The sequence below is a fragment of the Pseudomonas sp. FP2300 genome, assembly GCF_030687595.1.
Lineage (GTDB): Bacteria > Pseudomonadota > Gammaproteobacteria > Pseudomonadales > Pseudomonadaceae > Aquipseudomonas > Aquipseudomonas bijieensis.
Genome location: NZ_CP117440.1, coordinates 5,459,132 through 5,485,475 on the forward strand (window position 1 = coordinate 5,459,132; position 26,344 = coordinate 5,485,475).

Annotated in this window: 20 protein-coding genes; 8 read left to right on the forward strand and 12 right to left on the reverse strand. The window is 62.2% G+C overall.

Features of this window, described 5'->3' with window-relative positions; genetic code table 11:
- Positions 1-3 precede the first annotated feature (3 nt).
- Positions 4-933 (forward strand): AraC family transcriptional regulator, encoded by a 930-nt coding sequence (locus PSH86_RS24235; protein ID WP_109753766.1) that lies wholly within the window; start codon positions 4-6, stop codon positions 931-933.
- A gap of 154 nt (positions 934-1,087) precedes the next feature.
- On the opposite strand, the gene PSH86_RS24240 is transcribed toward PSH86_RS24235, so the two are convergent.
- The 6 genes from PSH86_RS24240 to PSH86_RS24265 form a co-directional block, all read right to left on the reverse strand.
- Positions 1,088-2,143: an ABC transporter ATP-binding protein gene (locus tag PSH86_RS24240; protein WP_116833347.1), complete on the reverse strand. Its 1,056-nt coding sequence runs from the start codon at positions 2,141-2,143 to the stop codon at positions 1,088-1,090.
- 15 nt (positions 2,144-2,158) lie between these two features.
- Positions 2,159-3,007 (reverse strand): ABC transporter permease, encoded by an 849-nt coding sequence (locus PSH86_RS24245; protein ID WP_109753764.1) that lies wholly within the window; start codon positions 3,005-3,007, stop codon positions 2,159-2,161.
- Positions 3,004-3,912, reverse strand: a complete 909-nt coding sequence (locus PSH86_RS24250; RefSeq protein ID WP_249015498.1) for an ABC transporter permease — start codon at positions 3,910-3,912, stop codon at positions 3,004-3,006. The genes PSH86_RS24245 and PSH86_RS24250 overlap by 4 nt, the downstream gene beginning before the upstream one ends.
- Positions 3,913-4,189: 277 nt before the next feature.
- Positions 4,190-5,293, reverse strand: coding sequence for an ABC transporter substrate-binding protein (locus PSH86_RS24255; protein WP_109753762.1), 1,104 nt, complete (start codon positions 5,291-5,293; stop codon positions 4,190-4,192).
- 215 nt (positions 5,294-5,508) lie between these two features.
- Positions 5,509-6,957 carry an aldehyde dehydrogenase family protein gene (locus PSH86_RS24260; protein WP_305485422.1) on the reverse strand — a complete coding sequence of 483 codons (1,449 nt, stop codon included), beginning with the start codon at positions 6,955-6,957 and terminating at the stop codon, positions 5,509-5,511.
- Complete coding sequence (locus tag PSH86_RS24265) at positions 6,954-8,591, reverse strand: 5-guanidino-2-oxopentanoate decarboxylase (RefSeq protein ID WP_109753760.1); 1,638 nt, start codon at positions 8,589-8,591, stop codon at positions 6,954-6,956. The genes PSH86_RS24260 and PSH86_RS24265 overlap by 4 nt, the downstream gene beginning before the upstream one ends.
- Before the next feature lie 154 nt (positions 8,592-8,745).
- Here PSH86_RS24265 and PSH86_RS24270 point away from each other — a divergent pair, with 154 nt between their 5' ends.
- The gene (locus tag PSH86_RS24270; RefSeq protein WP_116833352.1) at positions 8,746-9,627 is read left to right on the forward strand and encodes a LysR substrate-binding domain-containing protein; all 882 of its coding nucleotides are present in this window, start codon (positions 8,746-8,748) and stop codon (positions 9,625-9,627) included.
- Between the two features lie 191 nt (positions 9,628-9,818).
- Here PSH86_RS24270 and PSH86_RS24275 read toward each other — a convergent pair whose 3' ends face one another.
- Both PSH86_RS24275 and metE read right to left on the reverse strand, forming a co-directional pair.
- On the reverse strand, positions 9,819-10,838 hold the full coding sequence (locus PSH86_RS24275) for an alpha/beta fold hydrolase (RefSeq protein WP_109753758.1): 1,020 nt from the start codon (positions 10,836-10,838) through the stop codon (positions 9,819-9,821).
- A gap of 255 nt (positions 10,839-11,093) precedes the next feature.
- Positions 11,094-13,406 (reverse strand): 5-methyltetrahydropteroyltriglutamate--homocysteine S-methyltransferase, encoded by a 2,313-nt coding sequence (gene metE / locus PSH86_RS24280; protein WP_305485425.1) that lies wholly within the window; start codon positions 13,404-13,406, stop codon positions 11,094-11,096.
- Positions 13,407-13,513: 107 nt separating this feature from the next.
- Between metE and metR the strand changes: the two genes are divergently transcribed.
- A complete protein-coding gene (gene metR, locus PSH86_RS24285; protein WP_092205136.1) occupies positions 13,514-14,431 on the forward strand; it encodes a transcriptional regulator MetR in 918 nt (305 codons plus the stop codon).
- A gap of 128 nt (positions 14,432-14,559) precedes the next feature.
- Here the strand turns inward: metR and PSH86_RS24290 are convergent, their stop codons facing one another.
- The 4 genes from PSH86_RS24290 to PSH86_RS24305 all read right to left on the reverse strand — a co-directional run bounded on the left by PSH86_RS24290 (position 14,560) and on the right by PSH86_RS24305 (position 17,714).
- On the reverse strand, positions 14,560-15,057 hold the full coding sequence (locus PSH86_RS24290; RefSeq protein WP_109753756.1) for a GNAT family N-acetyltransferase: 498 nt from the start codon (positions 15,055-15,057) through the stop codon (positions 14,560-14,562).
- A complete protein-coding gene (locus tag PSH86_RS24295; RefSeq protein ID WP_109753755.1) occupies positions 15,054-15,692 on the reverse strand; it encodes a LysE family translocator in 639 nt (212 codons plus the stop codon). Before PSH86_RS24295 ends, PSH86_RS24290 begins: the two co-directional genes overlap by 4 nt.
- Positions 15,693-15,716: 24 nt before the next feature.
- Positions 15,717-16,133, reverse strand: coding sequence for an NUDIX domain-containing protein (locus PSH86_RS24300; protein WP_109753754.1), 417 nt, complete (start codon positions 16,131-16,133; stop codon positions 15,717-15,719).
- A 216-nt stretch (positions 16,134-16,349) separates the two neighbouring features.
- Positions 16,350-17,714, reverse strand: a complete 1,365-nt coding sequence (locus tag PSH86_RS24305; protein WP_305485427.1) for an HD domain-containing phosphohydrolase — start codon at positions 17,712-17,714, stop codon at positions 16,350-16,352.
- A gap of 228 nt (positions 17,715-17,942) precedes the next feature.
- On the opposite strand from PSH86_RS24305, the gene PSH86_RS24310 reads away from it, so the two are divergent.
- The 5 genes from PSH86_RS24310 to PSH86_RS24330 are packed head-to-tail and all read left to right on the forward strand — an operon-like array spanning position 17,943 to position 26,310.
- On the forward strand, positions 17,943-20,234 hold the full coding sequence (locus tag PSH86_RS24310) for an EAL domain-containing protein (RefSeq protein WP_305485429.1): 2,292 nt from the start codon (positions 17,943-17,945) through the stop codon (positions 20,232-20,234).
- Positions 20,231-22,105 carry an EAL domain-containing protein gene (locus PSH86_RS24315; RefSeq protein ID WP_116833357.1) on the forward strand — a complete coding sequence of 625 codons (1,875 nt, stop codon included), beginning with the start codon at positions 20,231-20,233 and terminating at the stop codon, positions 22,103-22,105. The genes PSH86_RS24310 and PSH86_RS24315 overlap by 4 nt, the downstream gene beginning before the upstream one ends.
- A gap of 43 nt (positions 22,106-22,148) precedes the next feature.
- A complete protein-coding gene (locus tag PSH86_RS24320; protein WP_109753750.1) occupies positions 22,149-23,108 on the forward strand; it encodes a cytochrome-c peroxidase in 960 nt (319 codons plus the stop codon).
- Positions 23,105-24,907, forward strand: a complete 1,803-nt coding sequence (locus tag PSH86_RS24325; protein WP_305485431.1) for a DAHL domain-containing protein — start codon at positions 23,105-23,107, stop codon at positions 24,905-24,907. Before PSH86_RS24320 ends, PSH86_RS24325 begins: the two co-directional genes overlap by 4 nt.
- Positions 24,904-26,310, forward strand: coding sequence for an ATP-binding protein (locus PSH86_RS24330; RefSeq protein WP_163856923.1), 1,407 nt, complete (start codon positions 24,904-24,906; stop codon positions 26,308-26,310). Before PSH86_RS24325 ends, PSH86_RS24330 begins: the two co-directional genes overlap by 4 nt.
- Positions 26,311-26,344 lie beyond the last annotated feature (34 nt).

Consider the following 26,344-nt stretch of genomic DNA (forward strand, 5'->3'; position numbering starts at 1 on the left):
GGCATGTCGCCACTCGACCACGCCCACGTCCCGCTGGACCCCTACCTGGAACAACAGCGCGCCGAACTGGCGTCGATCATCGACCGCAATACCAGCGAGGACGGCAGCTACGCCACGGCCATCGGCTCGCTGAATCTGTCGCGCCACAGCAAGCCCCAGAAGTTCGCCCCGGTGCTGGCGCAGCCGGCGCTGTGCATCATGGCCCAGGGCAGCAAGCAGGTGCGCCTGGCCGACGAATTTTTCAACTACGACCCGCTGCATTACCTGGTGGTCTCGGTGTCGATGCCGTTGAGTGGCTGCATCGCTAACGTCTCGCCCGAGGAGCCGATCCTGGCCTTGCGCCTGGACATCGACCCGGCGGAAATCACCGCGTTGATCGCCGACGCCGGCCCCTTGGGTGTACCGACCCGTCCCGCCGGGCGCGGGCTGTATGTCGAACGCCTGGACACGCCGACGCTCGACGCCGTGCTGCGCCTGGCGCGGTTGCTGGACAGCCCGAAAGACATCGCCATGCTCGCGCCCCTGGTACGTCGGGAAATTCTCTACCGTTTGCTGCGCAGTCCACAGGGCTATCGGCTCTACGAAATCGCCATCGCCAACAGTCAGAGCCATCGCATCAGCCAGGCGATCAAATGGCTCAATGGCCATTTCGAAAAACCGTTGCGCATCGATGACCTGGCCCGGGAAGTGAACCTCAGCGTCTCGACCTTGCATCACCGCTTCAAGGCCATGACCGCCATGAGCCCATTGCAGTATCAGAAGCAACTGCGCTTGCAGGAAGCCCGCCGGCTGATGCTGGCCGAAGGGCTGGAAGCTTCGGCGGCGGGCTATCGGGTGGGTTACGAAAGCCCTTCGCAGTTCAGCCGCGAGTACAGTCGGTTGTTCGGCGCGCCGCCGCTGCGGGATCTGGCGCGGTTGCGGATGACCGTCTGAGCTGATTCTTGAGTTGTCTGTACCGGCCTCATCGCGAGCAGGCTCGCTCCCACATTGGAACTGCGGTGAACATAGAGTTTGTGTTCACTGAAGATCCCCTGTGGGAGCGAGCCTGCTCGCGATGGGGCCAGCCGCAGCACCACATCTTTAGAGATCAGGCACCCAGCAACCGACACGCCTGCGCCGGTATGGTCACCGACACCGCATGCCCAATGCCCAGGTCCATGCCCTGGCAAGGCGTGCTCAGCGCCGTGAACGAAATTCCGGAACACTCCACCGTGGTCTCGACGGTGGCGCCGATGTCCCGCACGAACGTCACCTTGCCCAGCAACCGGTTGCCCGCCGTGACCTGGGGCGAGGACAGTTGCAAATCTTCGGGACGTACCAGCAGCTTGATCTTCTCGCCAGCGCTGACGCTATGGCTGGCCGGCACGTCCAGCGTGTCCCCACCCGGCAGCCCGACCTGGCCGTTACCCAGGGTGGTCGCCGGAAAGATGTTGCCTGAGCCAATGAAATCGGCGACGAATTCATTGGCCGGGTGCCGGTAGATCTCGATCGGCGTACCGACCTGTTGCACCCGGTGCTCACCCAACACCACCACGATGTCGGCCATGGTCATGGCTTCGCGCTGATCGTGGGTCACCAAAATGGTGGTGATGTTCAAGCGCTGTTGCAGTTGGCGGATTTCCACTTGCATCGACTCGCGCAACTTGGCGTCCAGGGCCGACAGCGGTTCGTCCAACAGCAGGATTTTCGGCCGGGCGGCAATGGCCCGGGCAATCGCCACGCGCTGGCGCTGGCCGCCGGAAAGCTTCGCCACTGGCCGGTCGATCATCGCCTGGAGCTGGATCAGTTCCAGCAACTCCACCACCCGCGCCTGTTGCTCGACCTTGCTCACGCCGCGCAGTTTCAGTGGATAGGCGATGTTCTCGCCGACGGTCATGTGGGGAAACAACGCCAACGATTGAAACACCATGCCGAAATTGCGCAGGTGCGCCGGGGTATGGCCGATGTCTTGGCCATCCAGGCGAATTTCACCGCCGCTGAGGCTTTCCAGGCCGGCAATCATGCGCAGCAGCGTGGTCTTGCCACAGCCCGAAGGTCCGAGGAAACACACCAGCTTGCCCTCGGGCAAATGCAGGTTCACGTCCGTTACCGCGCAGGCCGAGCCGTAGTGTTTCTCGACGTTTTCCAGTATCAGTCCAGTCATGTCTTCACCTCGAAATCAAAAGGAAACGCCGCCCTCGCCTACCAGTTTCTCCAACGCCCAGATCAACACGAAGTCGATCAGCACGATGAGTACGGCAAACGAAAAAACGGTGGGGTCCAGCGACGACACGGTGCGGCTGTACATCCAGATCGGCACGGTCATGACATCGATGGTGTAGAGGAAATAGGTCACGGTGAACTCGTTGAACGAGACGATGAACGCCAACAGCATCCCGGCGAGAATCCCCGACTTCATCAAGGGCACCACCACATCGACGATGGCCCGCTGCGGTGTGGCCCCCAGCATGCGCGCGGCCTCTTCCACTTCACTGCCGATGCCGAGCATGGCGGCGGTGCAGTTCTTCACCACGAACGGCAAGGCCAAAATGACGTGGGCAATGACCAGCCGCGAGGTGGTCATCTGGAACGGCAGGCTGTCGAACACCAGCAGCAGTGCCAAGCCCAGCACCACCATGGGAAACACCAGCGGCAGCGACATCAGTTGCAGCGCCACGGCCTTGCCACGGAACTCGCAACGGGTCAGCGCGTAGGCCGCCGGCACCGCGATCAGTGTGGCGAACACCATGGTCAGGCAGGCCACCAACAGGCTGGTCGCCATGGCCTGGCCCAGGCTCAGCACATCGCTGGCATCCGGCGACACAAAGGTGTGCCAGGCGGCCCGATACCATTGCAGGCTGTAGCTGCTCGGCGGAAAGTCCAGGTTCGCCGCACCGCTGAAGGACATGACGATCATGGTCAGGATCGGCAGCACCGCCAGCAACAGGATGAAACCCGACAGCAGCCCGACGGCGCGCCCGGTTTCGCCGGGCAACAGCGACTGGCGCTTTTTACTCAACGCGCTCATTGAGAAGCCTCCAGCATCCGCCGACGACGGCCGGTGAAATATTCAGACAGAGTCATGATCATCAGCGTGGTGACAATCAGCACCACCCCGGCGGCGGATGCGGCGGGCCAGTTCATCAACGGGGCGATCTGGTCGTGAACCATCACGGCCAGCATTGGCACTCGTCGACCGCCCAACAGCAGCGGTACGACAAAGCTGCTGGCGTTGTAGGCAAACACCAGCGTCGCGCCGGTGATGATCCCCGGCAGGCTCATGGGCAGCACCACTTGGCGAAACACCTGGAAGCGGCTGGCGCCAAGGGTGGCTGCGGCCTCTTCATAACTGCGGGCCACGCCACGCATCGCACTGGCGATGGGCAGCACAGCCAGGGGGAACGCGGTCTGGACCAAGCCCATCAGCACGCCATTCTGGTTGTACAGCAACATGATCGGTCGCTTGATCAGGCCCAGGCCCATGAGCGCCTGGTTGAGCATGCCGGCCGGACCGAGGATCACCAGCCAGCCATAGCTTTGCAGCAGCAGGTTGACCAACAGCGGCAACAGCACCGCCGCCAGGAACACCCGTCGCAACAACGGCGAAGCGAGACGCGACATGGTGTAGGCCACGGGGATCGCCAGCAGCACGGCGATCACTGCGCTAATCAATGCCAGGCGCAAAGTCAGCAGCAGGGACTTGAGGTAATAGGGCTCCAGCAACTGCCCGTAACTGGCGAGGCTGAACCCACTCCACTCAGCGCCCTTGGTGCCGATGCTCATGCGCAGCACCAACAGGCTGGCGGCGATCAGCACGCCGAGAAACAACATCGACGGCGACAGGAAAAGCCAGGCTCGGCGGGTGGGCGAAATGCCCCGGGTTGCACGTATCGGCGCAACACTTTGGGGATGGGTTAACGGTTGGTGTTCCATAACAAGGTCTCGTCAGTGGAAAACGACAGAACAAACACAATTTCAAATCCACTCATTTCCGATGAGGGCAAGGCACAGTCAATATCTCCATCGACTGCTTTACCGCCTTCGCGAGCAAGCCCGCTCCCACACTGGATTTCAGGTGCTCACAAAATCGGTGAACACCTCCCATTCCCTGTGGGAGCGGGCTTGCTCGCGAAAGCGGCGGCACAGGCAACATCGCCATCAACTGAACCACCGCTATCGCGAGCAGCCCGCTCACACAGTGGCGTTCGAATCAGGAAGAGAAAATTTCCGTGTACCGGCGAATCCACTGGTCATGCACCGTCGCCAGGAAGGCGTTGTCGTGCATGATCGCCTTGTCGGCGATTTGCTCCGGGGTGAGGATGTACGGGCTCTTGCGCGCTTCGGCGGAGATGATGGCCTTGGCGTTGACCGGGCCGTTGAAGATGTCTTCGGCCATCTTGCCTTGTACTAGCGGGTCGAGGGAGTGGTCGATGAAGGCGTAGGCCAGGTCGGTGTCGCCCGGGCGGTTTTTCGGCATGACCGAGAGCATCAGGTCGGTGTAGAAACCTTCCTTCATGCCAAACGTCGCCCCCAGGCTGTAGGCCGGATCGCGGATCTGCTTGGGAAAAAACGCCGGCGCGTATAACCCGCCCATGTCCAGGGAACCGGTGCGGAACAATTCGGCGATCTGGTTCGGGTTTTCCCCCAGGGTCACCACCCGGTCCTTTAGCTCGGCGAGTTTCTTGAAGCCGGGTTCGATGTTGTGCTCGTCACCACCGGCCAGCTTGGCCGCGATGATGATCAGGTCCATGGCCTCGGTCCAGTTCGGCGGCGGCAGGAAAATGTTCGGCGCCAGGTCCGCGTCCCACAGGGCGGCGTAACTGTCCGGCGCCTGTTTCAAGGTCCGGGTGCTGTAGACCAGGCTGTTGCACCACAGCAGATAACCGATGCCATGGCCGCCGGCGCCAGTGCGGTATTGCGCCGGTACGTCGGCCAGGTTGGGAATGCGATTGAGGTCGGGTTTTTCCAGCAGCCCGGCAGCAGCCAGGCCCTCGGCCCCGACGCCTGCCAGGGTGATGATGTCGTACTGCGGCCGGTCGCCTCCGGCCTTGAGCTTGGCGACCATTTCCGATGTGCTGCCGGTGCGGTCGGCGATGACCTTGGCGCCGGTCTTGGCCTCGAAGGTCGCCGCGATGTTGCGCAACGCCGCCAGCCCGGTGTCATCGGACCAGGTGAGCAAACGCAGGGTCTTGCCAACGAACCGCGTGTCACTGGCCCGGGCGCTGATGAAGGGCACGCTCATGGCGGCCGCCGCTACCGAAACCACACTTGCAGTCTTGATGAATTGACGTCTGTTCAGATCATGCTCGCCCATGGAGGACTCCCTTTATTTTTTTAAGTATGAGGTGGGTAAAACCGTTGCGCCCGCACCGTTCGACGTCGACCAAACCCCCGTATTGCTTGGGCTTTGCCGCCGCCTGCGGCCATCCTGAGGTTGTGCAAAATCCCTGACTATCGAAAAAAACTCATTGAAGCCATGTTCCCCGCGCATGCCTTTTTTCGAGGCATGCGTGACCTGATAACGTGCCGTCAGACCGCCCGGACCACATGCTTGATTTCCTGGAACGCCGCCAAGCCCCAAGGTCCCAATTCACGGCCGAGACTGCTCTGCTTGTAACCCCCCCACGCCGCCTGGGGGAAAATCACCTGGGGTGCGTTAATCCACACCAGCCCTGCCTGTAACGCGTTGGCCACCTGCTCGGCAGTCGTCGTATCACGGCTGACCACGCTGGCTACCAGGCCGAAACGGCTGTCGTTCGCCAGGGCGATGGCCTGCGCCTGGGTGCTGAAACGGCGTACGCACAGCACTGGCCCGAAGATCTCCTCGCACCACAACGCACTGTCCAGGGGCACGTCAGTGAAGATGGTCGGCTGTAAAAAAAAGCCGCGCGACAGATGCGCGGGACGCTGTCCACCGCACACCAGCGTCGCCCCGACGCTCAAGCCTCGGTCGATGTGCCCCAGCACCCGCTGGTATTGCGTCTGGTTGACCAGCGCGCCCATCTCCACGTCCGGGTCGAACGGGTCGGCCACGCGGATCGCCTCGGCGCGGGTCTTGAGCCGTTGCAGGAATTCATCGGCCAGTTCATCGGCGACCAGCACGCGGCTGGTGGCCGAACACATCTGCCCGGCATTGAAGAAACCGCCACCGCAGGCCAGTTCCACCGCCAGGTCCAGATCGGCATCGGCCAGCACCAGCAAGGACGATTTGCCGCCCAACTCCAGGCTCACGCCCTTGACCGTTTCCGCCGCTCGCTGCATCACCTGCACACCCACCGCATTGCTGCCGGTGAAGGAAATCTTCGCCACCCGCGGGTCCGCCGCCAGCGGCGCCCCGACTGCCAGGCCGGTGCCACAGACCAGGTTGAACACCCCGTCGGGCAAACCGCAGCCGGCGATGATCGATGCCAGTTCCAGCTCCGGCAGCGGCGTGACTTCCGAGGGCTTGAGCACCACGCAACAGCCGGCAGCCAGGGCCGGGGCGAGTTTCCAGGCGGTGGTGACCATCGGGAAATTCCACGGCACGATCAAGCCGACCACACCGCAGGGTTCGCGGCGCAGGCGTGCGCTGAAATCAGCGCTGGGCAAGGCCAGCGGACTGTCCTGGCGGGCGTCGAGGCCTTCGGCCAGTTCGGCGTAATACTCGAAGGTGGCGACCACGTCGTCGACATCGATGGCCGCTTCGAACAACGGTTTGCCGTTGTTGCTCGATTGCAGGTGCATCAACCGCTCACGGGCTTCCCGCACGCCAGCGGCGATACGGCGCAGAAGCGCGCCGCGCTCGCTGCCAGAAGTGTTCGACCATGGGCCGAAAGCCTGGGTAGCGGCGTCCAAGGCCTGATCGACGGCGTGTTCGTCGCCGCCATAAACAGTGGTCAGCAGCGCCTCGGTCGCCGGGTTGATCACCCGCAACGGTTGATCGCCGGCCAACCACTCACCGTTGATGTAGAGCCCGTCTTGCGTGGTAGGGAAATTCATTTCGACACCTGCGTCATCCAGGTTGCCTGGTCGATTTCGATCAACGTCGGCCCCTGCCGATCGCAAGCGGCGAGCAATGCGGTATGCAGTTGCGCTACGCCGTCGATGGCTTCGGCCGCGCAGCCCAACGCCTTGGCGACACCGATGAAGTCCGGGGTGTAGATGTCCACGCCCACCGGTTCGATGGCGCGGTTGACCATGTATTTCTTGATCTCTTCGTAGCCCTGGTTATTCCACAGCAGCACGATCACCGGTGTGCGCGCCTCCACGGCGCTGGCCAGCTCCGGCAGGGTGAATTGCAAGCCGCCGTCGCCAATCAGGCACACCACCGCCGGGCGACCGTGGCCCAGGTCCTTGCCGCCGAGCCAGGCGCCGATAGCCGCCGGCAAGGCGTAGCCGAGGGTGCCGTAGCCGGTTGACGAGTTGAACCAGCGACGTGGCCGCTCCAGGTTGAAGGTCAGGTTGCCGGTGTACACCGGCTGGGTGGAGTCGCCGACGAATACCGCGTCGGGCAACGCCTGCAAAACGCTGTCGAGAAACAGCGTCTGGGCGCGGGTCGCAGCGTCCCAGCCGCCCTCCAGATCGGCCCGCAACCGCGCGGCGCGTGCAGGGCCCCAATCGCCGCAGCGCTCGGCCAAGGGCTGCGCGTTCAACTCGTCGAGCAGAGCCCGGGCAGCCGTGCGTGCGTCGGCCACCAGGGCCAAGCGCGGTGGATAGTTGCGCACGGTCTGGTCCGGGTCGATGTCGATACGCAGCAACGCGCCGGGGATCTCGAAGCCGCCAGCAAAGGTGATGTCGTAGTCGGTTTCGGCCAGCTCGGTGCCGATCGCCAGCACCACATCCGCCTCGGCCACCAGGGCGCGGGTAGCGACCAGGCTCTGGGTGGAGCCGATCAGCAGGGGATGCCGGGACGGTAGCATCCCCTTGGCGTTGATGGTCAACGCCACGGGCGCGCCGAGGCGTTCGGCCAGTTCGGTCAATTCGGTCGCCGCGTCGAGAGCGCCGCCGCCGGCCAGGATCAAGGGCCGTTTGGCCGACGCCAGCATAGCCGTCATTTGCTCCACGGCACTCGGTGCAGCGCCCGCACGGCTGATGCTCACCGGTGTGCTGGCGAGCAAAGCGTCAGCGTCTTCGACCAAAACATCCAACGGAATTTCGATATGCACCGGTCGCGGCCGCCCGGCCTGGAACAAGGCAAAAGCCCGGGCCAGCACGCCGGGCAATTCAGCAGCGGACATCAGCGTGTGGGAAAACGCCGCCACCCCGCCCACCAGCGCGCTCTGGTTCGGCAATTCATGCAACTTGCCGCGCCCGCCACCCAACTGGTTGCGCGACTGCACGCTGGAGATCACCAGCATCGGGATCGAATCGGCGTAGGCCTGGCCCATGGCGGTGGTGATGTTGGTCATGCCGGGGCCGGTGATGATGAAGCACACGCCGGGCTTGCCGCTGACCCGCGCGTAGCCGTCAGCCATGAAGCCGGCGCCCTGTTCGTGACGCGGGGTCACATGGCGGATGCTGGAACGGGCCAGCCCGCGGTACAACTCGACGGTGTGCACGCCGGGGATGCCGAACACCTGCTCCACGCCATAACCTTCGAGTAACTTGACCAGTACTTCGCCACACGTCGCCATTGCCATTGCCTTTTTCTTGTAAAGGGCTCCGCACAGCACGCGGCGGGTCCCTTTTTGTTTGGGGAATGGCGTTATTGGAACGGTCCGACCATAGCGGCAACAATGGATAAAAAGTCATACTAGCCATGTCCTCACGTCATGGCTTGGATCCGAAATGAAACGACTTCCCCCGCTGCCGGCGCTCCATACGTTTCTGATCACGGCCCAGTGCTGCAACTTCACCCGGGCCGCCGAGCAGTTGCACATCACCCAGGGCGCGGTGAGCCGACAGATCGCCGGGCTGGAAGATCATTTGGGTTATGCGCTGTTCCAGCGCCAGGCGCGCGGCCTGAGCCTGACCGCCGAGGGCCTGGCGTGGCTGCCACGGGTGCAGCAGGTGTTCAGCCTGATCGGCGAAGCGGTGGAGCAGATCGGCGAAAAGCGCCAGACCCTGCAACTCAAGGCCCCGACCTGTGTGATGCGCTGGCTGCTGCCACGCCTGTTGCAATGGCAGAAGGAACGGCCGGACGTACCGGTGGAGCTGACCACCACGGTCAGGCACGGTGTGGATTTCCAGCGTGAAGCCTTCGACGCCGCGGTGATCTATGGTCCGCCACCCGATGCCTCATTGGCGTGCCTGCACCTGTTCGATGAACAACTGACGCCTGTCTGTTCTCGCCCGGTCCTGGAAGGCTCCGTACCTCTGCGTGAACCCGCCGACCTGCAACAACACCTGCTGTTGCACCCCACCCGTGACGAGCGCGACTGGAACGCCTGGCTGGAAGCGGCCGATGTGCACTTGAGCAATGTCAGCAAGGGCCAGCACTTCGAAACCCTGGACCTGGCGATGTCCATGGCCTCCCAGGGCACAGGCGTGGCGATTGGCGACTGGTCGTTGATCGGCGACGACCTGAGCGCCGGCAGGCTGGTGATGCCGTTCGAGCTGAAGGTCCAGACCGGGCTGGGCTATCACCTGGTGCACCCGCGCAAGCCCGAGTCATCGGGGCCGTTGCAGGAATTGATGGGGTGGTTGGTGGAGCAGGCTCAAGCGCGGTAGAGGCTGACCCTCCCCCTTCAAAGGTGAATGAAACTGTGGCGAGGGAGCTTGCTCCCGCTGGGTTGCAAAGCAACCCCATAATCTACCCAGCCACCTTGATGCCTCGGGCTGAACCCTAGGGGCTGCTGCGCAGCCCAGCGGGAGCAAGCTCCCTCGCCACAAAAGCCCAGTCCTTTAAAAAGAAGGTGCTATCAGAGCAGATTCGGCGCCTGCACCGGCTCGATCTGCGCCCAGTGCGAAGTGTCTTCGCGGTGCTGCTGCAGGTACGGCAAAACCGCCCCCAGCAACGGTGCCTTGAATGCATCCTGGAAGCGATGGGCCAGGCCCGGGATCAGTTTCAATTGACTGCCTTGGATGTGCGCCGCCAAGTGCACGCCGTGCATCACCGGCAGCAACGGGTCGGCGGTGCCGTGGACCACCAGGGTCGGCACCCGCAGTTGGTTGAGCAGCGCCACCCGGCTCGGCTCGGCCATGATCGCCATGATCTGGCGCTTCACGCCTTCGGGATTGAAGGCCCGGTCATAGGCCACGGCAGCCTGATGCAGCAATACCTGGCGATCATCCACCACCATCGGACTGCCCAGCGCGGCCAGCAGGTCGGCCTGTTGTTGCAATGCCGCTTCGCGATTCGGCGCACTGCGTCGCGATAGCAACTGCACCAGCGCGGCGCTGGGTGCGGGCAGGCCTTCGGCACCGGAACTGGTCATGATCAGGGTCAGGCTTTCGACCCGCTGCGGCGCCATGGCGGCCATGTGCTGGGCGATCATCCCGCCCATGCTCACACCCAACACGTGGAAGCTTTGCACCTGCAAGGCGTCCATCAACCCCAGCCCGTCGTCAGCCATATCGGTCAAGGTATAAGGCGCGGCCACGGGCAAGCCGAGCTTGTAACGCAGGGCTTCGAAGGTCAGGTTGGCGCTGCCGGGCGCTTGGCGCCAGGTGGACAGGCCGACGTCGCGGTTGTCGTAGCGGATCACCCGGAAACCTTGCTCGCACAAGGCGACCACCACTTCATCCGGCCAATGGATCAACTGCCCGCCCAGGCCCATCACCAGCAGCAATGCCGGATCGGAAGCACGGCCAACGCTCTGGTAGGCCAGGCTCACCTGATCCAGATCGACCCGTTGGGTCGCAACATTGACATCACAACGAGACGCCGCCATCGACGGCAGGCCGAAAAACAACGCGGCCAGGAAAATGAATACACGCATGAAGAAACACCGAAACGCAGAACCCCAGTAGAGCGCGAGTCTGATGAAGTTTGTTCAAGCGCGCTGCCACAGTTGCGTGACAGTTTGATGAAGATTGCCGAGTGGTTGCCTGCGCAAAGGATGTATCTGTGGGAAAGGATGTATCTGTGGGGGCAAAGCTTGCTCGCGATACAGGCACCTCGATTCCAGAGAGATCGCGTTGGCTTCATCGCGAGCAAGCTTTGCTCCCACAAGTCCCGGCTCAAGGTACCGGTTTCAGGCCAACTGGCTACGCAACTGCCGCGCCGCCGCCACCATGTTCACCAACGCCGCTTCCGTCTCCGGCCAACCCCGGGTTTTCAGCCCGCAGTCAGGGTTGACCCACAGCCGCTCAGGCGCGATTCGTTTCACTGCCTTGCTCATCAGCGCGATCATCTCGGCGGTGTCCGGCACCCGTGGCGAGTGGATGTCGTAGACGCCCGGACCGATGTCATTGGGGTAGTCGAAGGCCTCGAACGCGTCGAGCAGTTCCATGTCCGAGCGCGAGGTTTCGATGGTGATGACATCGGCGTCCATGTCGGCGATGGCCTGGATCACGTCGTTGAATTCGCTATAGCACATGTGGGTATGGATCTGGGTTTCGTCGCCCACGCCCGATGCGCTCAAGCGGAAGGCCTCCACGGCCCAGTCCAGGTACGCCTGCCATTGCCCGCGACGCAAAGGCAGACCTTCGCGGAACGCCGCCTCGTCGATCTGCACGATCTTGATCCCGGCCTTTTCCAGGTCCAGCACTTCGTCGCGCAGGGCCAGGGCCAGTTGTCGGGCCTGGACCTGGCGCGACACGTCTTCGCGGGGGAACGACCACATCAGCATGGTCACGGGACCGGTGAGCATGCCTTTCATGACCTTGTCGGTCAGGCTTTGCGCGTAGCGGATCCAGTCGACGGTCATGGCATTCGGTCGGCTGACGTCTCCATAAATGATCGCCGGCTTCACGCAACGCGAGCCATAGCTCTGCACCCAGCCGAAACGGGTGAAGGCGTAGCCGTCCAGTTGCTCGGCGAAGTATTCCACCATGTCGTTGCGCTCGGCTTCACCGTGCACCAGCACATCCAGGCCCAGGCGTTCCTGGATCTGCACGGCATGGCGGATCTCGGTATGCATGGCATCCTGATAATCGTTGGCCGACAGCTTGCCTTGCTTATAAGCCTGACGCGCCAGGCGGATCGCCGGGGTCTGCGGGAAGGAGCCGATGGTGGTGGTGGGAAAAGGGGGCAGTTTCAGTCGGGCACGCTGCTCCTCGATGCGCTTGGCAAACGGCGAACACCGCTGGCTGTCCTGTGGCCCGATGGCCGCCAGGCGCGCCTGAACCTCGGCTTTATGAATGCGCGTCGAGCTGGCGCGACCGGTCTGCACGTCACGGCTGACGGCCAGGGCCTGCTGTACACCCGGGGCCTGTGGATCGTTGAGCGCATCGCGCAACACCGCCACCTCACCGCACTTCTGCACGGCAAAGGCCAGCCAGCTTTTGAGTTCCGGATCGAGCCGGTCTTCGCGCTCCAGGTCCACCGGGCTGTGCAACAGCGAGCACGAAGTGCTGACCCAGAGGTTGTCGCCAAAGCGCTCCTGGGCCGGTTGCAGTTGCGCCAGCGCCTGTTCCAGCTCGCAGCGCCAAATGTTGCGACCATTGACCAGGCCCACCGAGAGAATCTTGTAGGTCGGCAGGCGGTCCAGCACCTGGCCCAATTGTTCCGGGGCGCGCACCGCGTCGATGTGCAAGCCGTCCACCGGCAGGCTCACCGCCAGGCCGAGGTTGTCTTCCAGGCCACTGAAATAAGTCGCCACCAGTTTTTTCAGCGGCGAATACTGGAGGATGTGATAGGCACGCTCGAACGCGCTTTTCCAGGCCTGGGGCAGGTCGAGGGTGAGGACCGGTTCGTCGATCTGCACCCACTCCACGCCCTGAGCCTTGAGCCGATTGAGGATTTCCCCGTAGACCGGCAACAGACGCTCCAGCAGGCCGAGCTTGTCGAAATCCGCACCCTTGGCCTTGCCCAGCCACAAGTAGGTCAACGGGCCGATGATTACCGGTTTGACCTGATGGCCCAAGGCATGGGCCTCGTCCACTTCATCGAACAACTGCTCCCAGCTCAGGGCGAAGGTCTGGTCGGCGGAAAATTCCGGGACCAGGTAGTGGTAGTTAGTGTCGAACCACTTGGTCAGCTCCTGGGCGTATTGCGCCTGGCCGTGGTCGGCATTGCAGCAACTGGCCGTGGCGCCACGGGCCATGGCGAACAGGGTGTCGAGGGTCGGTCGGCCCTGGGCATTCAAGGTGCCGTGGAAACGTTGTGGGACGGCGCCCAGGGTCAAGGTATGGCCCAACACCTGGTCGTACCAGGCAAAGTCGCCGACGGGCAGCAGGTCAATGCCGGCGTCTTTCTGCAATTGCCAGTGCCGGGCCCGCAGTTCGCGTCCCACCGCTTGCAGCGCGGCCGGGGCCAGGTCGCCCTTCCAGTAGGCTTCGAGGGCTTTTTTCAGTTCGCGGTCGGCGCCGATGCGGGGAAAACCGAGGGTGTGGGCCAGGGCCATGGTGTGCGTCCTCCTATAAAAGATGGCGCTATTGTCGACAGCACGGCCCACATGAGACAAACTCAACCTTTTCGTGTTGATCACAAGTTTTACTCATGGAGCCCACGGTGCTTGAACTCCGTCACCTCAAGACCCTGCACGCCTTGCGCGAAGCCGACAGCCTGGTCGAAGCCGCCGAACGCCTGCACCTGACCCAGTCCGCCCTCTCCCACCAGTTCAAGGAACTGGAAGAGCGCCTGGGCATGCAGTTGTTCGTGCGCAAGACCAAGCCCGTGCGCTTCACCAGCGCCGGCCTGCGCCTGTTGCAACTGGCCGATGCCGCCCTGCCGTTGCTGCGCAGTGCTGAACGGGACATCGCCCGCTTGGCTGGCGGCACCGCCGGGCGCCTGCACATGGCCATCGAGTGCCATAGCTGCTTCCAGTGGTTGATGCCGACCATCGACCAGTTCCGCGATGCCTGGCCGGAAGTCGAACTGGACCTGGCCTCGGGCTTCGCCTTCGCTCCATTGCCGGCCCTGGCCCGGGGCGACCTCGACCTGGTGGTGACCTCCGACCCGCTGGAGCTGGCCGGCATCACGTACGTGCCGCTGTTCACCTACGAAGCGATGCTCGCCGTCGCCAACCAGCATCGGCTGGCGAGCAAGCCCTATATCGTGCCCGAGGACCTGATCAGCGAAACCCTGATCACCTACCCGGTGGAGCGCGACCGGCTGGACATCTTCACCCGTTTCCTGGAACCGGCCGACATCGAACCGGCCCAGGTCCGCACCTCTGAATTGACGGTGATGATGATGCAACTGGTGGCCAGCGGCCGTGGCGTGTGCGGCATGCCGCACTGGGCCTTGCATGAATACAGCTCAAGGGGTTACGTGAAGGCCAAGCGGTTGGGGGAAAAAGGCTTGTTCGCCACGCTGTACGCGGCGGTGCGAACCGACATGCTCGACGCGCCGTACATGCGCGATTTTCTGCTGACGGCCAAGGACACCTCGTTTTCGACATTGGATGGGGTCAGTGCCGTGCGCTGACTGCTTTTGTGGCGAGGGAGCTTGCTCCCGCTTGGGCGCGAAGCGGCCACAAAACGGGTCTGCTGCGCAGCCCAGCGGGAGCAAGCTCCCTCGCCACAAAAGCTCCATCCCTCAAATCAGTGGTCAGCTCAAAGTTCGAGCCACATGTGGATTTTGTCCAGGTATTGGTCGTCCACGCGGATCGCCATTGGCTCGAGGCCGTACAGGACGAAGCCGCAGCGCTGGTAGAGCTTGACCGCCGGGTCGTTGCCGGCGGTGACGGTCAGTTGCACCAGGCGCAGAAAGGGATAGCGCCGGGCTTCGTCGAGGGCGGCCTGCACCAGTTGGTAGCCGAGCCCGCGATGGCGATGCTCATCGGCGACGTACATGCCGAACAGCAACGCCTTGTGCCGGGCTTTTTCCCGGGGCTCCAGGGCCAGGCCGACGATGCCGACCAACGCTTGCTCGACAAACGCCCCCAGCAGCACATCGAACCGGCTGCCCAGGCGCGATTCCCACCAGTTGATGGGCAACTTCGCCCGCTCGTTGACGCTGGAGGTGAAGGCCTGCGGATGCAGGGCGTACGCCTGGAGCATCAGTTGGCGATACACCTGGGCATCGCCGGCCCGCAACCGTCGGATGCTCACGCCGAACGCCGTTGCTCAAACATCAGGCGCAACGCCAGCGCACCGAGCACAAACCCCATGAAGTAACGCTGCGCCGCCAGCCAGGTCGGGTTGTGGACGAACCACGAGGCAATGCCGGCAGCGAACAGGGCAATCAACAGGTTGACGCTGAAACTGACGCTGATCTGGGTCAGCCCCAGGACAATGCTCTGGGTGAACAGTGAACCGTGTTCCGGGCTGATGAACTGCGGGAACACCGACAGATAGAACACCGCGATCTTGGGATTCAGCGCGCTGGTGAGAAACCCCATGGTGATCAACTTGCGCGTCGAGTCCGCGGGCAATTGCTGGGCCTCGAAGGGCGAACGCGCGCCGGGCTTCACGGCCTGCCAGGCCAGCCACAACAGGTACAGCGCACCGGCCCATTTCAACAACTCATAGGCCACGGGCACCGCCAGGAACACCGCCGTCAACCCGGCGGCGGCGGCGAACATGTGCACGAAGAACCCCGCCACCACTCCCAGCAGGGAGGTGACGCCGGCCTTGCGGCCCTGGCAGATCGAACGGGAGATCAGGTAAATCATGTTCGGGCCAGGCGTCAGTACCATCAGCAACGCGGCGGCGGCGAAAATCAACAGGTCCGGCAGTGGAATCATGAGCATCAGTCCTTGAGGCGTGAATCAGCAGGTGGCGAGATGTGTCGCTCGATAAAACGGCAGGATCACCTCGCCTGTCAACGGTGCCAGCACAAGATCATTGTCACCGGCCGGGTCGATCCAGCAAATCTCTTCAATCTCGGCAGCCGGCGAAACCGGCGCGTCGATGCGTAGCAAAAACACCTCGGCCTGCACGACGAACCCCGGTTCGTTGGCCGCCGGAGCGCTGAACACACCCAGGTGTCGGGCCTGTGCCGGGTCGATCTGTAAGCCAAGCTCCTCTTCCAATTCACGGGCCAGCGCCTGCACCGGCTGCTCATGGGCCTCGATCTTGCCGCCCGGCTGCATGAAGGCCCGGGTGCCGCGCTTGCGCACCAGCAAGGTTCGCCCGTCCGACCCGAGCAGCAGGGCGGCGGCGATACGGATGAGGGGAGTGGTCATGGGAGATCAAAGCCTTGGGCGGGGAAATGGCGGGGAGATTACAGACCAGGACGGAGGGAGAAAAGCCTGGCACCCGTTTCGGCACAGGCACAGCCCCCTGTGGGAGCGAGCCTGCTCGCGATGACGGAGTGTCAGTCGATTTCTTTTTTAACTGATACGCCGCCATCGCGAGCAGGCTCGCTCCCACAAGGAATCGCAGTGACCGCTAGAGGTCTGTCACCCCAAAATCGGCTTCGGCACCGAAGGGTCGGCCTCCTCGGGGATTTTGACGAACACGCTGTACCGGGCCCCCTCCATCGCTTCGAAGGCGATGAGTTTTTCCACCAGTGGAGCGCTCAGGACCTTGCCGGCGTTGAGCAACAGCATGCCGTTGTCGGCGTTGAGGTTACGCGCCAGGATCATGCCCGCCGCCAGTTCCCGGGTATTCATGACCTTCACCGTCGGGTCCGACAAGGTCACGTCTTCCAGGTATTCGCCACAGGCCTTGATGAAGTCCTCGATCATGTCCGGGTCGTATAGCTTGCCGGCGTATTTGCGGATGTAGACCAGCGCTTCGTCACTGTTCATCTGCCGTTCGAGGATCAAGCCACGTTGCAGCTCGATGAAGTCCACCGCCAGTTTCAACAGCCGCGAACCGAACGGAATGGCATCGCCCTTTAGGTGCTCGGGAAAACCGCTGCCGTCCCAACGCTCCTGGTGGTGGCGAATGATCCGCGCTGCGTCCTTCATAGGGTCCAGGGTCATCAGCAGCGATTCGCTCTGCTTCGGATAGGCGCGGAACAGCTCGAGCTCAGTGTGGTGCAGCATGTCGGCGGGCGTGACCATCATGTTGTCGGTCCAGCTCAGCTTACCGATGTTGTAGAGCGCCGCGGCCATGGTCAGGTCGCGGTCGGTGGACTCATCGAGGAAATGCAGCCGGCTGTAGACCCTGATCAACTCGATGATCTGCCGGTTGGTCTGCTTGGCCTTGGGCAGGCGCAGGTTGGCGATCAGCGAAAACACCTCGGTGCTGGTCACATAACTGCGCTTGAGCTCGTCATAGGCCAGGTCGAGCATGTCGGCGGTCTGCTGCAACTCGGAGGTGCGCGACGCCACGCGTTTTTCCAGGGTGGCGTTAAGGGTCTTGAGTTGCTGGTTCTGCTCGCGATTCAGCGCTTCGAGGCGCTGGCGCTCGCTTTCGGAATGCTGGTGAGCCAGGGCCTGGCGCAGGGCCTGCACCAATTCCTCATCGTTCCAGGGCTTGCTGAGGTAGCGATAAAGCTGCCCCTCGTTGATGGCCTTGGTCATCATGTCCACATCGGCATAACCGGTGAGCAGGATGCGCAAGGTCGATGGATACAACTTGCGGATCTCGGCCAGCAGCGTGGCGCCATCCATGTTCGGCATACGCGCGTCGGTCATCACCAGGTCGACCGGCCGTTCCTTGAGGATTTCCAGGGCCTTGGCACCACTGTCGGCCAGCAGGATTTCGTATGGCTGACTGCGCAATAGCCGACGCAGGCTATTGAGAATCGACTCTTCGTCATCGACCAGCAGCACCGTCGGCTTCTTTACCGGAACGTCCGGCGATTGATCTTCCATTTGAAACCCCCTCCTAATTCACGACAACCGTTCTACCTTAGCCCCAAAATACAGGCTAGTAGATTGCGAAAATTTAGACACATTTGCCATCAGTGCACGAGCGCATCCCGATCAGACAGCTATGCTGTACCCCATGAAGGGCCATGTACAGGCCGAATACTCATGCCAGCGAAAGGGATATCAGATGTTTCCAGGGTTCTATAGTCCGCATCAAGACGGTGCACGGCCATGAGCCTGCCGTTGGATAAAACCAATCGGCGGATCCTGATCGTCGATGACACCCCGACCATCCATGAGGATTTTCGCAAGATCCTCAGCCCCCAGATGAACGCCGAAGACAACCTGAGCAGCGCTGAAGAGGCCCTGTTCGGCGCGCCGGTGGCCGTCGCCAGCACCAGTTTCGTGCTCGAATCGGCGTTCCAGGGCATGGAAGCCTTGAACAAGGTCGAAACGGCACTGGCCCAGGGGCAGCCCTTCGCCATGGCGTTCATCGACATGCGCATGCCGCCGGGCTGGGACGGCCTGGAAACCATCGAACGGCTGTGGCGCGCCGACCCCAAGCTGCAAGTGGCCCTGTGCACGGCTTACTCGGATTATTCCTGGGAAGACATCGCCGATCGCCTGGACCTGGGCGACCGCTTGCTCATCCTGAAAAAGCCCTTCGACGCCATCGAGATCCGCCAGATGGCCAGTACCTTGACCGTCAAATGGCAGATGACCGAGGACGCGGCGCTGAAAATGGACATGCTCGAACGCGCGGTCGAGGAGCGCACCCGGGAACTGGCCGACGCCAACATCATCGTGCAAAACAGCCCGACCATTCTCTATCGCCTGCGGGGCGAGCCGCCGTTTCCATTGATGTACATCTCCCACAACATCACCAAGTTCGGTCATTCCGCGGCGCAACTGACCAACGCGCCGGATTGGGCGCAAACCCTGATCCACCCCGACGACCAGGACAAAGTCCATGAGGCCATGGTCCGCGTCCTGGACCGCGACACCGCGGGGGCTTCCATCGAGTTTCGCATGCGCACCGGCGACGACACGTTCCGCTGGGTGGAGAACCGCTACATACCGGTGCGCAACGATCAGGGCCTGTTGCTGGAAGTGGAAGGCATCATCCTCGACATCACCGAGCGCAAGCTGGCCGAAGAGAAGATCGCCCTGCTGGCCCGCACCGACGGCCTGACCGGGCTGGCCAACCGTGCCACGGTGATCGAGCGCCTGCACCAGGCCTTCGCCGCCGCTCGTCGGGGAGCGGCGCCGTTTGCCATGTTCTACCTGGACCTGGACCACTTCAAACGGATCAACGATACCTTGGGCCACCCCATCGGTGACCTGCTGTTGCAGGAAGTCGCCGCCCGGATCAAGGCCTGTACCCGGGAAAACGACGTGGTGGCGCGCCTGGGCGGCGATGAATTCGCCCTGCTGCAACTGGACGTCCATGAAGCGACCCACTGCGCCGCGCTGGCGGCCAAGATCCGCGATGCCCTCGTGGCGCCGTACTCCCTGGACGGCAACGATGTGCGGATCTCGGTGAGCATTGGCATCGCCCTGTACACCCCGCAGAGCCTGAGTGCCGACAGCCTGATGGCGCAGTCCGACATGGCCCTGTACCGTTCCAAGGAAAAGGGCCGCAACCAGTACCATTTCCATAACGAGGAGATCAATCAGGAGGTTACCGACCGGGTCGCCCTCGCCAACGACCTGCGCCAAGCGGTCGAAAACAACGAGCTGCACCTGCACTATCTGCCGGAAGTCGACCTTGGCACCGGCAAGATCCTCGGCATGGGCGTGCAAGTGCGCTGGAACCACCCCGAACGTGGCTGGCTGGAGCCGGCGGCCTTCATGCCGGCCGCCGAGAAGACCGGGATCATCATTGGCCTGGGGCATTGGGTGCTGGACCAGGCCTGCCAACAGATGCGCCAGTGGCGCGACCAGGGCATGGCGCCCCCGGTGATCGCCATCGACCTGTCCCTGACCCAACTCAAGACCGGCCCGGAACTGATCTACGATGTGCTGCGCACCACCGCGCGCTGGGAACTGGCGCCCTGGGACCTGCGCTTCGACGTCACCGAAGCCACCCTCGCCCAGACCAAGTGGACCCACAACGACGTCTTGCCACGCCTCTGCGAATTGGGCGTGCAGATCGCCATCGATGACTTCGGCACCGAGTACTCCTCGTTCGATTACCTCAAGACCTACCGGGTCAACCACCTCAAGCTCGCCCAGCGTTTCCTCGACAGCGCCAACGCCGACCCCGAGAACGCCACGACGCTGCGGGCGATCATCAACTTCGCCCGGGACGTGGGCATCGGAATCATCGCCGAGGGCGTCGAGACCCAGGACCAGCGCACTACGCTGATGTCCAGTGGCGGAGCGATGCAGGCCCAGGGGCATTACTTCAGTACCGTGGTCGACAGCGGCCAGGCCGCCGAACTGCTCAAAGCCGGCACCATCGTTCCGGCGACGGACCACTGGACTCGACCTGCGAGCCAGCTATCGGAGAGCAATCCATGAACCCCATGTCGGTCCCTGCCAACCGGCGGATCCTGGTGGTGGACGATACGCCGGCAATCCATCAGGACTTTCGCAAGATCCTCAGCCCCAGCGCCGGCAGCGATGACTCACTGGACGACACCGAGAGCCTGCTGTTCGGCACCCCGCAGGTCAACCGGCTGCAATTCCAGATCGACTCGGCCTATCAGGGTGAAGAAGCGCTGGAACTGGTCAAGCGCGCCCAGGCCGAAGGCCAGCCCTATGCGCTGGTGTTCGCCGACATGCGCATGCCCCCGGGCTGGGACGGCCTGCAAACCATCGAGCAACTGTGGAAAGCCGACCCGCGCCTGCAAATCGCCCTGTGCACGGCGTTCTCGGATTATTCCTGGGAAACCATGTCCGAACGGATCGAGTTCGACGACCAACTGCTGATCCTCAAGAAACCCTTCGACACCCTGGAAATCCGTCAGATGGCCAGCGCCATGACCTGGAAATGGCAACTGGCCCAGGATGCCGCGAGGAAAATGCGCAGCCTGGAGCGCACGATTGAAGAGCGGGTCCAGGAACTGCTCAAGGTGTCTCACTTGTTGCAGTACGACGTGCTCACCGAGCTGCCCAACAGCATGTTGCTCGGCGATCGCCTGACCCAGGCAATGGCGCAGTGTCGCCGACATGACCGGCAACTGGCGGTGATGTTCATCGGCCTGGACCGTTTCAAGCGCGTCAATAACGCGCTGGGACATCCGGTGGGCGACGAAATGCTCAAGCGGGTGGCCCGGGGGCTGGCAACCGTGGTGCGTGAATCCGATTCGGTGTTCCGCTACGGCTCGGATGAATTCGTGGTAATCGCGGGGGACATCGTCGACGCGCAGCAAACCAAAGGCGTGGCCGAAAAACTGCTGGCGGCCATCAGCACCCCGCAGCCCATTGACGGCCATGACCTGAGCGTCACCGCCAGCCTGGGCATCAGCGTGTACCCAACCGACGGTTTCGACGCCGTGGCGCTGATCAAGAAAGCCGAGACGGCGATGCGCAACGTCAAGGAAACCGGGCCCAACGACTACCGTTTCTTCACCGAAGACATGAACCGCCGGGCGCGGCAGCAGCAGACCATCGAATCCGGCCTGCGCCTGGGCCTGCAACGCAAGGAATTCGTGTTGCATTACCAACCCAAGCTCGACCTCAAGAGCGGCAAGGTGGTGGGGGTCGAGGCACTGGTACGCTGGAACAGGCCGGATCATGGCCTGGTCTATCCGTCGGATTTCATTCCGGTCGCCGAGGACAGTGGCCTGATCGTTCCGCTGAGCCAATGGGTGCTTCAGGAAGCCTGCCAACAGGCCTGCCGTTGGCAAGCCCAGGGAATGCGGCCGCTGTACTTGTCGGTGAACATCTCGGCCATCGATTTTCGCCAGCGCGGCTTCGTCGACGGCATTGCCCGCACCCTCAAGGAAACCGGCCTGGACCCGACACAGTTAGAACTGGAGATCACTGAAAGCGTACTGATGCAGAACGTCGATACCACGGTCGCCATCCTCAAGGCCATCAAGCAACTGGGGATACGCCTGGCCATCGACGACTTCGGCACCGGCTATTCGAGCCTGAGCTACCTGCAGAAATTTCCGGTGGATGTGTTGAAGATCGACCAGTCGTTCGTCGGTGACCTGAGCATCGACAGCAACGACGCCAAGCTGGTGAGCACCATCATCAGCCTGGGCAAGAGCCTGAACCTGCACATCATTGCCGAAGGTGTGGAGACCCTCGAGCAATTGGAGTTTCTCAAGAAACACCAATGCGAGGAGGTCCAGGGTTATTACTTCAGCAAGGCCGTGGAACCGCAGGCCTTCGCCGACTGGATGATCGAGTGGGAAAAACGCCAGAACCCGTTTTCGTGAACACCTGAGTGTCATCAACCAAAGTTTCAAGGAAAGCATCCCCATGGCGTCACATGGACTGATTCTGGCTCTCGGCCTGCTCGTGGGATCAAGCGTGACCGCTCACGCCGAACCACTGGACGAACCCCTCAAGCCCCTGCCCCCGATTCCGACCCTGGACCCCAAGCGCGTCCAGTTGGGGCTGCGGCTGTTCAACGACCCACGGCTGTCGGTGAACAACACCCTGTCCTGCGCCAGTTGCCATCGCCTGGACAAGGGTGGCGCCGACGACAAACCGTTTTCCCTGGGCTTCGACGGCAAGCCCGTGGAAGTCAATACGCCCACCGTGTTCAATGCCGGCCTGAACTTCCACCAGTTCTGGGATGGCCGCGTCGACACCTTGGAAGAACAGGTCCATGCGGTCGTGACCAGCCCGGTGGAAATGGGCAGCACCTGGGAATCCGTCGTCAAGCGCATCGCCGATGACCCAGGCTATGCCAAGGACTTCAAGGACGCTTACCCCGACGGCGTGACCAAACCCAATATCCAAGGCGCGCTGGCGGATTACGAGCGCACCTTGCAGACGCCCAATTCGCGCTTCGACCAATACCTGCTGGGCAATACCGACATCCTCACGCCCCGGGAGAAGTTCGGTTACCAGCGTTTCAAGGAGTACGGCTGTATCGCTTGCCATCAAGGCGTGAACATCGGCGGCAACATGTTCCAGAAGTTCGGGGTCATGGGCGACTACATCAAGGACCGGGGCAACCCCACCCGAGCCGACGAAGGACGCTTCAACATCACTGGCGATGAAGCGGACCGCCAGGTTTTCAAGGTGCCCAGCCTGCGCAACGTGGCCGTCACCGCGCCGTATTTCCACGATGCGTCGGCGCCGACCCTGGAACATGCGGTGGAGGTGATGTTCAAGTACCAACTGGGGCGTGAGCCGCTCAAGAACGATACGACCCTGATCGTCGAGTTTCTCAAGACGCTGACCGGTGAATCGGGGGGCAAGCCTCTATGACAACTCTCCGTCGCCTCGGTCTTGCGTTCATCGGCCTGTTGCTGGCTTCAGTCCTGCTGTTCATGTACATCAATTCAGGAGCCCAGCAGGCCGCCTCGTACATTGAGTCCCGGGACCTGATCCGCCAGCTCAAGCAGCAAGACGCCATCTGGGACAACGAGGTGCTCAAGTCGCGGATCGCCCTGACCCACGACTACGATCCCCTGGTTTCGCCCCTGCATGAAATGACACGCCTGTGGCAGCGTCTCGACGCCATCGAATCGGAGCCCGGGCGCCACAAGTCGTCCCTATGGGAAGCCCAACGTGACGAGTACCTCAAGGCGATCAAGGAAAAAACCCGACTGGTGGAGCAGTTCAAATCCCACAACGCGGTGCTGCGCAACTCCATGGCCTTCCTGCCCACGGCAGAGGACGACATCCAGGCGCAATTCGCCCGGCTGAACGACACCGAGCGGCTGCAGCTGCAAAGCGTCGCCATCGACACCTACGACCTGTTGCTCAGCAGCATGGAATTCGCCCAGCTCAGCACCCCGGAGGTGGCTGCCGAGGTGCTGCTGGGCCTGAACAGGCTGGACGTCAACAAGGAACGCATGCCGCAGGGGCTGCAAGGCCCCGTTGACATCCTGAGCAGGCACATCGCGCTGATCCTGCGCGAACAACCACGGGTCAATGAGTTGTTGCAGGGCATCGAAGCGGTCCCCTTGGCCAATCGCCTGGACACCATTACCGACCTGCTGGAGAAGGACCAGAGCAAAGCCGCGGCCAAGTACGAGCGTAACCACGTCTACCTGCTGGTGTTCGCCACGGTCCTGGTATTGATACTGATCTGGCTGGCGATCCGCCTGGTACGCAGCTTCGCCGAGATCAAAAGGGTCAACAATGCCCTGCAAACCGCCAACGATGAGCTGGAACAACGGGTCGAAGAACGCACCCGCCAGCTCAAGGACACCCAGAGCGAATTGATGGACACCGCCCGCCAGGCCGGCATGGCGGAAATCGCCACCAACGTGCTGCACAACGTCGGCAACGTCCTCAACAGCGTGAACATCTCCGCCGACCTGGTCAGCCGCAAACTGCGCAGCAGCAAGGCCTTGGGGCTGGGCAAGGCGATGCAACTGATCAACGAACACGCCGATGACCTCGGCCACTTCCTCACCCAGGACGAGAAAGGCAAGTTGCTGCCCGGCTACCTCAACCAACTGGTCGAGGCTATCGCCCTCGAGCAGCAGGGCCTGACCGACGAACTGGCCCAGTTGAGCAAGAGCGTGGACCACATCAAGGACATCGTCTCCACCCAGCAATCCTATGCCGGGGCCAACAGCCTGCTGGAACCCTTGTTGGTCAGTGAACTGCTCGAAGATGCCTTGCGCATGAACTCGGGCGCCCTGACCCGCCACCATGTTACGGTGATCAAGGAATACGGCGAGGTGCCGCGGATCATGGGCGACAAACACCGCTTGCTGTTGATCCTGATCAACCTGATCAGTAATGCCAAATACGCCATGGCTGGGGTTTCCAATCATGCGCGGAACATGACCCTGAAGGCCGCCGTCATCGATGGCGAGACCTTGCAAATCAGCGTCAAGGACGAAGGCGAAGGTATCCCGGAGGAAAACATGACGCGCATCTTCGCCCACGGTTTTACCACGCGTAAGGAAGGCCACGGTTTTGGCCTGCACAGCTGCGCACTGGCGGCCATTGAAATGAACGGCCACCTCACCGCCCACAGTGAGGGGCCTGGAAAGGGGGCAACGTTCCAACTCCAGGTGCCCCTGAAACTCGCAGAAGGTGAGCCATGAATAGCATGAGTAACCGCCGCATCCTGCTGATCGACGATACGCCCGCCATTCATGAAGATTTCCGCAAGATCCTCACCCCGGAGGATGACAGCAACGCCGACTTGCTGGACATGGAAAGCGCATTGTTCGGCGAAGCACCGAAACCTGCCGCCACCGTGTTCGAACTCGACTCGGCCTATGGCGGGCAGGAAGGCCTGAACAAATTGCTGGAGGCGGCAGCGAAAGAGCGCCCTTATGCCCTGGCGTTTGTCGACATGCGTATGCCCGAAGGCTGGGATGGCGCCAAGACCATCGAAGAACTCTGGAAGCGCGACCCGCAGTTGCAGGTGGTGGTCTGCACGGCGTATTCGGATTATTCCTGGGATGAACTGCTCGACCGTCTCAACGGCCACGACCGGTTGCTGATCCTGAAAAAACCCTTCGATAACATCGAAGTCCAGCAGATGGCCAATACCCTGACCACCAAATGGGAAATGACCTCTCGCGCCCAATTGAAAATGAACAAGCTCGAAGACCTGGTGGAACAACGGACCCTGGCGTTCAAACAGGCCAGCGAGCTGCTGCAAATGGAAATCGACGAACGCAAGATGCTGGAAACCCAACTGGTGCAGTCGGAAAAACTTGCCTCGCTGGGTCAGTTGGCAGCCGGGGTGGCCCACGAAATCAACAACCCGATCGGCTTCATTTCTTCCAACCTGGGGGCCTTGGACGGCTACTTCGGCAAACTCCAGGAAATGCTCAGCGCCTACGGCAGTGCCGAGGAAGCCATCGCCTCGCCGGAACTGGTGGTGAACTTGAGAAAGCTGCGCGAACAGGTGGAGCTGGATTTCCTGGTCGAGGACATTCCCTTGCTGATCAAGGAATCCAAGGATGGCATCGGCCGCGTCGGGCAGATCGTCAAGGACCTGAAGGACTTCTCCCGCGTCGATTCCAGCCAGGAATGGCAGATGGCCAATTTACAGCAGGGCATGGATTCGACGTTGAACATCGTCGCCAATGAAATCAAGTACAAGGCCGACGTGGTCAAGGAGTACACGCCGCTGCCGGAAGTGGAATGCCTGCCCTCGCAGATCAACCAGGTGATCATGAACCTGATCGTCAACGCCGCCCAGGCCATCGGCCCCGAACGCGGCACCATCACCCTGCGCAACGGCGTGGAAGGTGACACCGTGTGGATCGAGGTGGCCGACAATGGCTCGGGCATCCCCCCCGAAACCTTGCAGAAAATCTTCGACCCGTTCTTCACCACCAAACCCATCGGCCAGGGCACAGGGCTGGGGCTGTCGTTGTCCTACGGCATCGTGAAAAAACACAACGGCGAGATCACGGTACGCAGTGAAGTCGGCGTCGGCACCACCTTCCGCGTGGAATTGCCGGTGCGGCAGATGAAGCAGGCGAGCTGAGCCACACCTGGGGTGAGAACACTGTAGAAGCTGT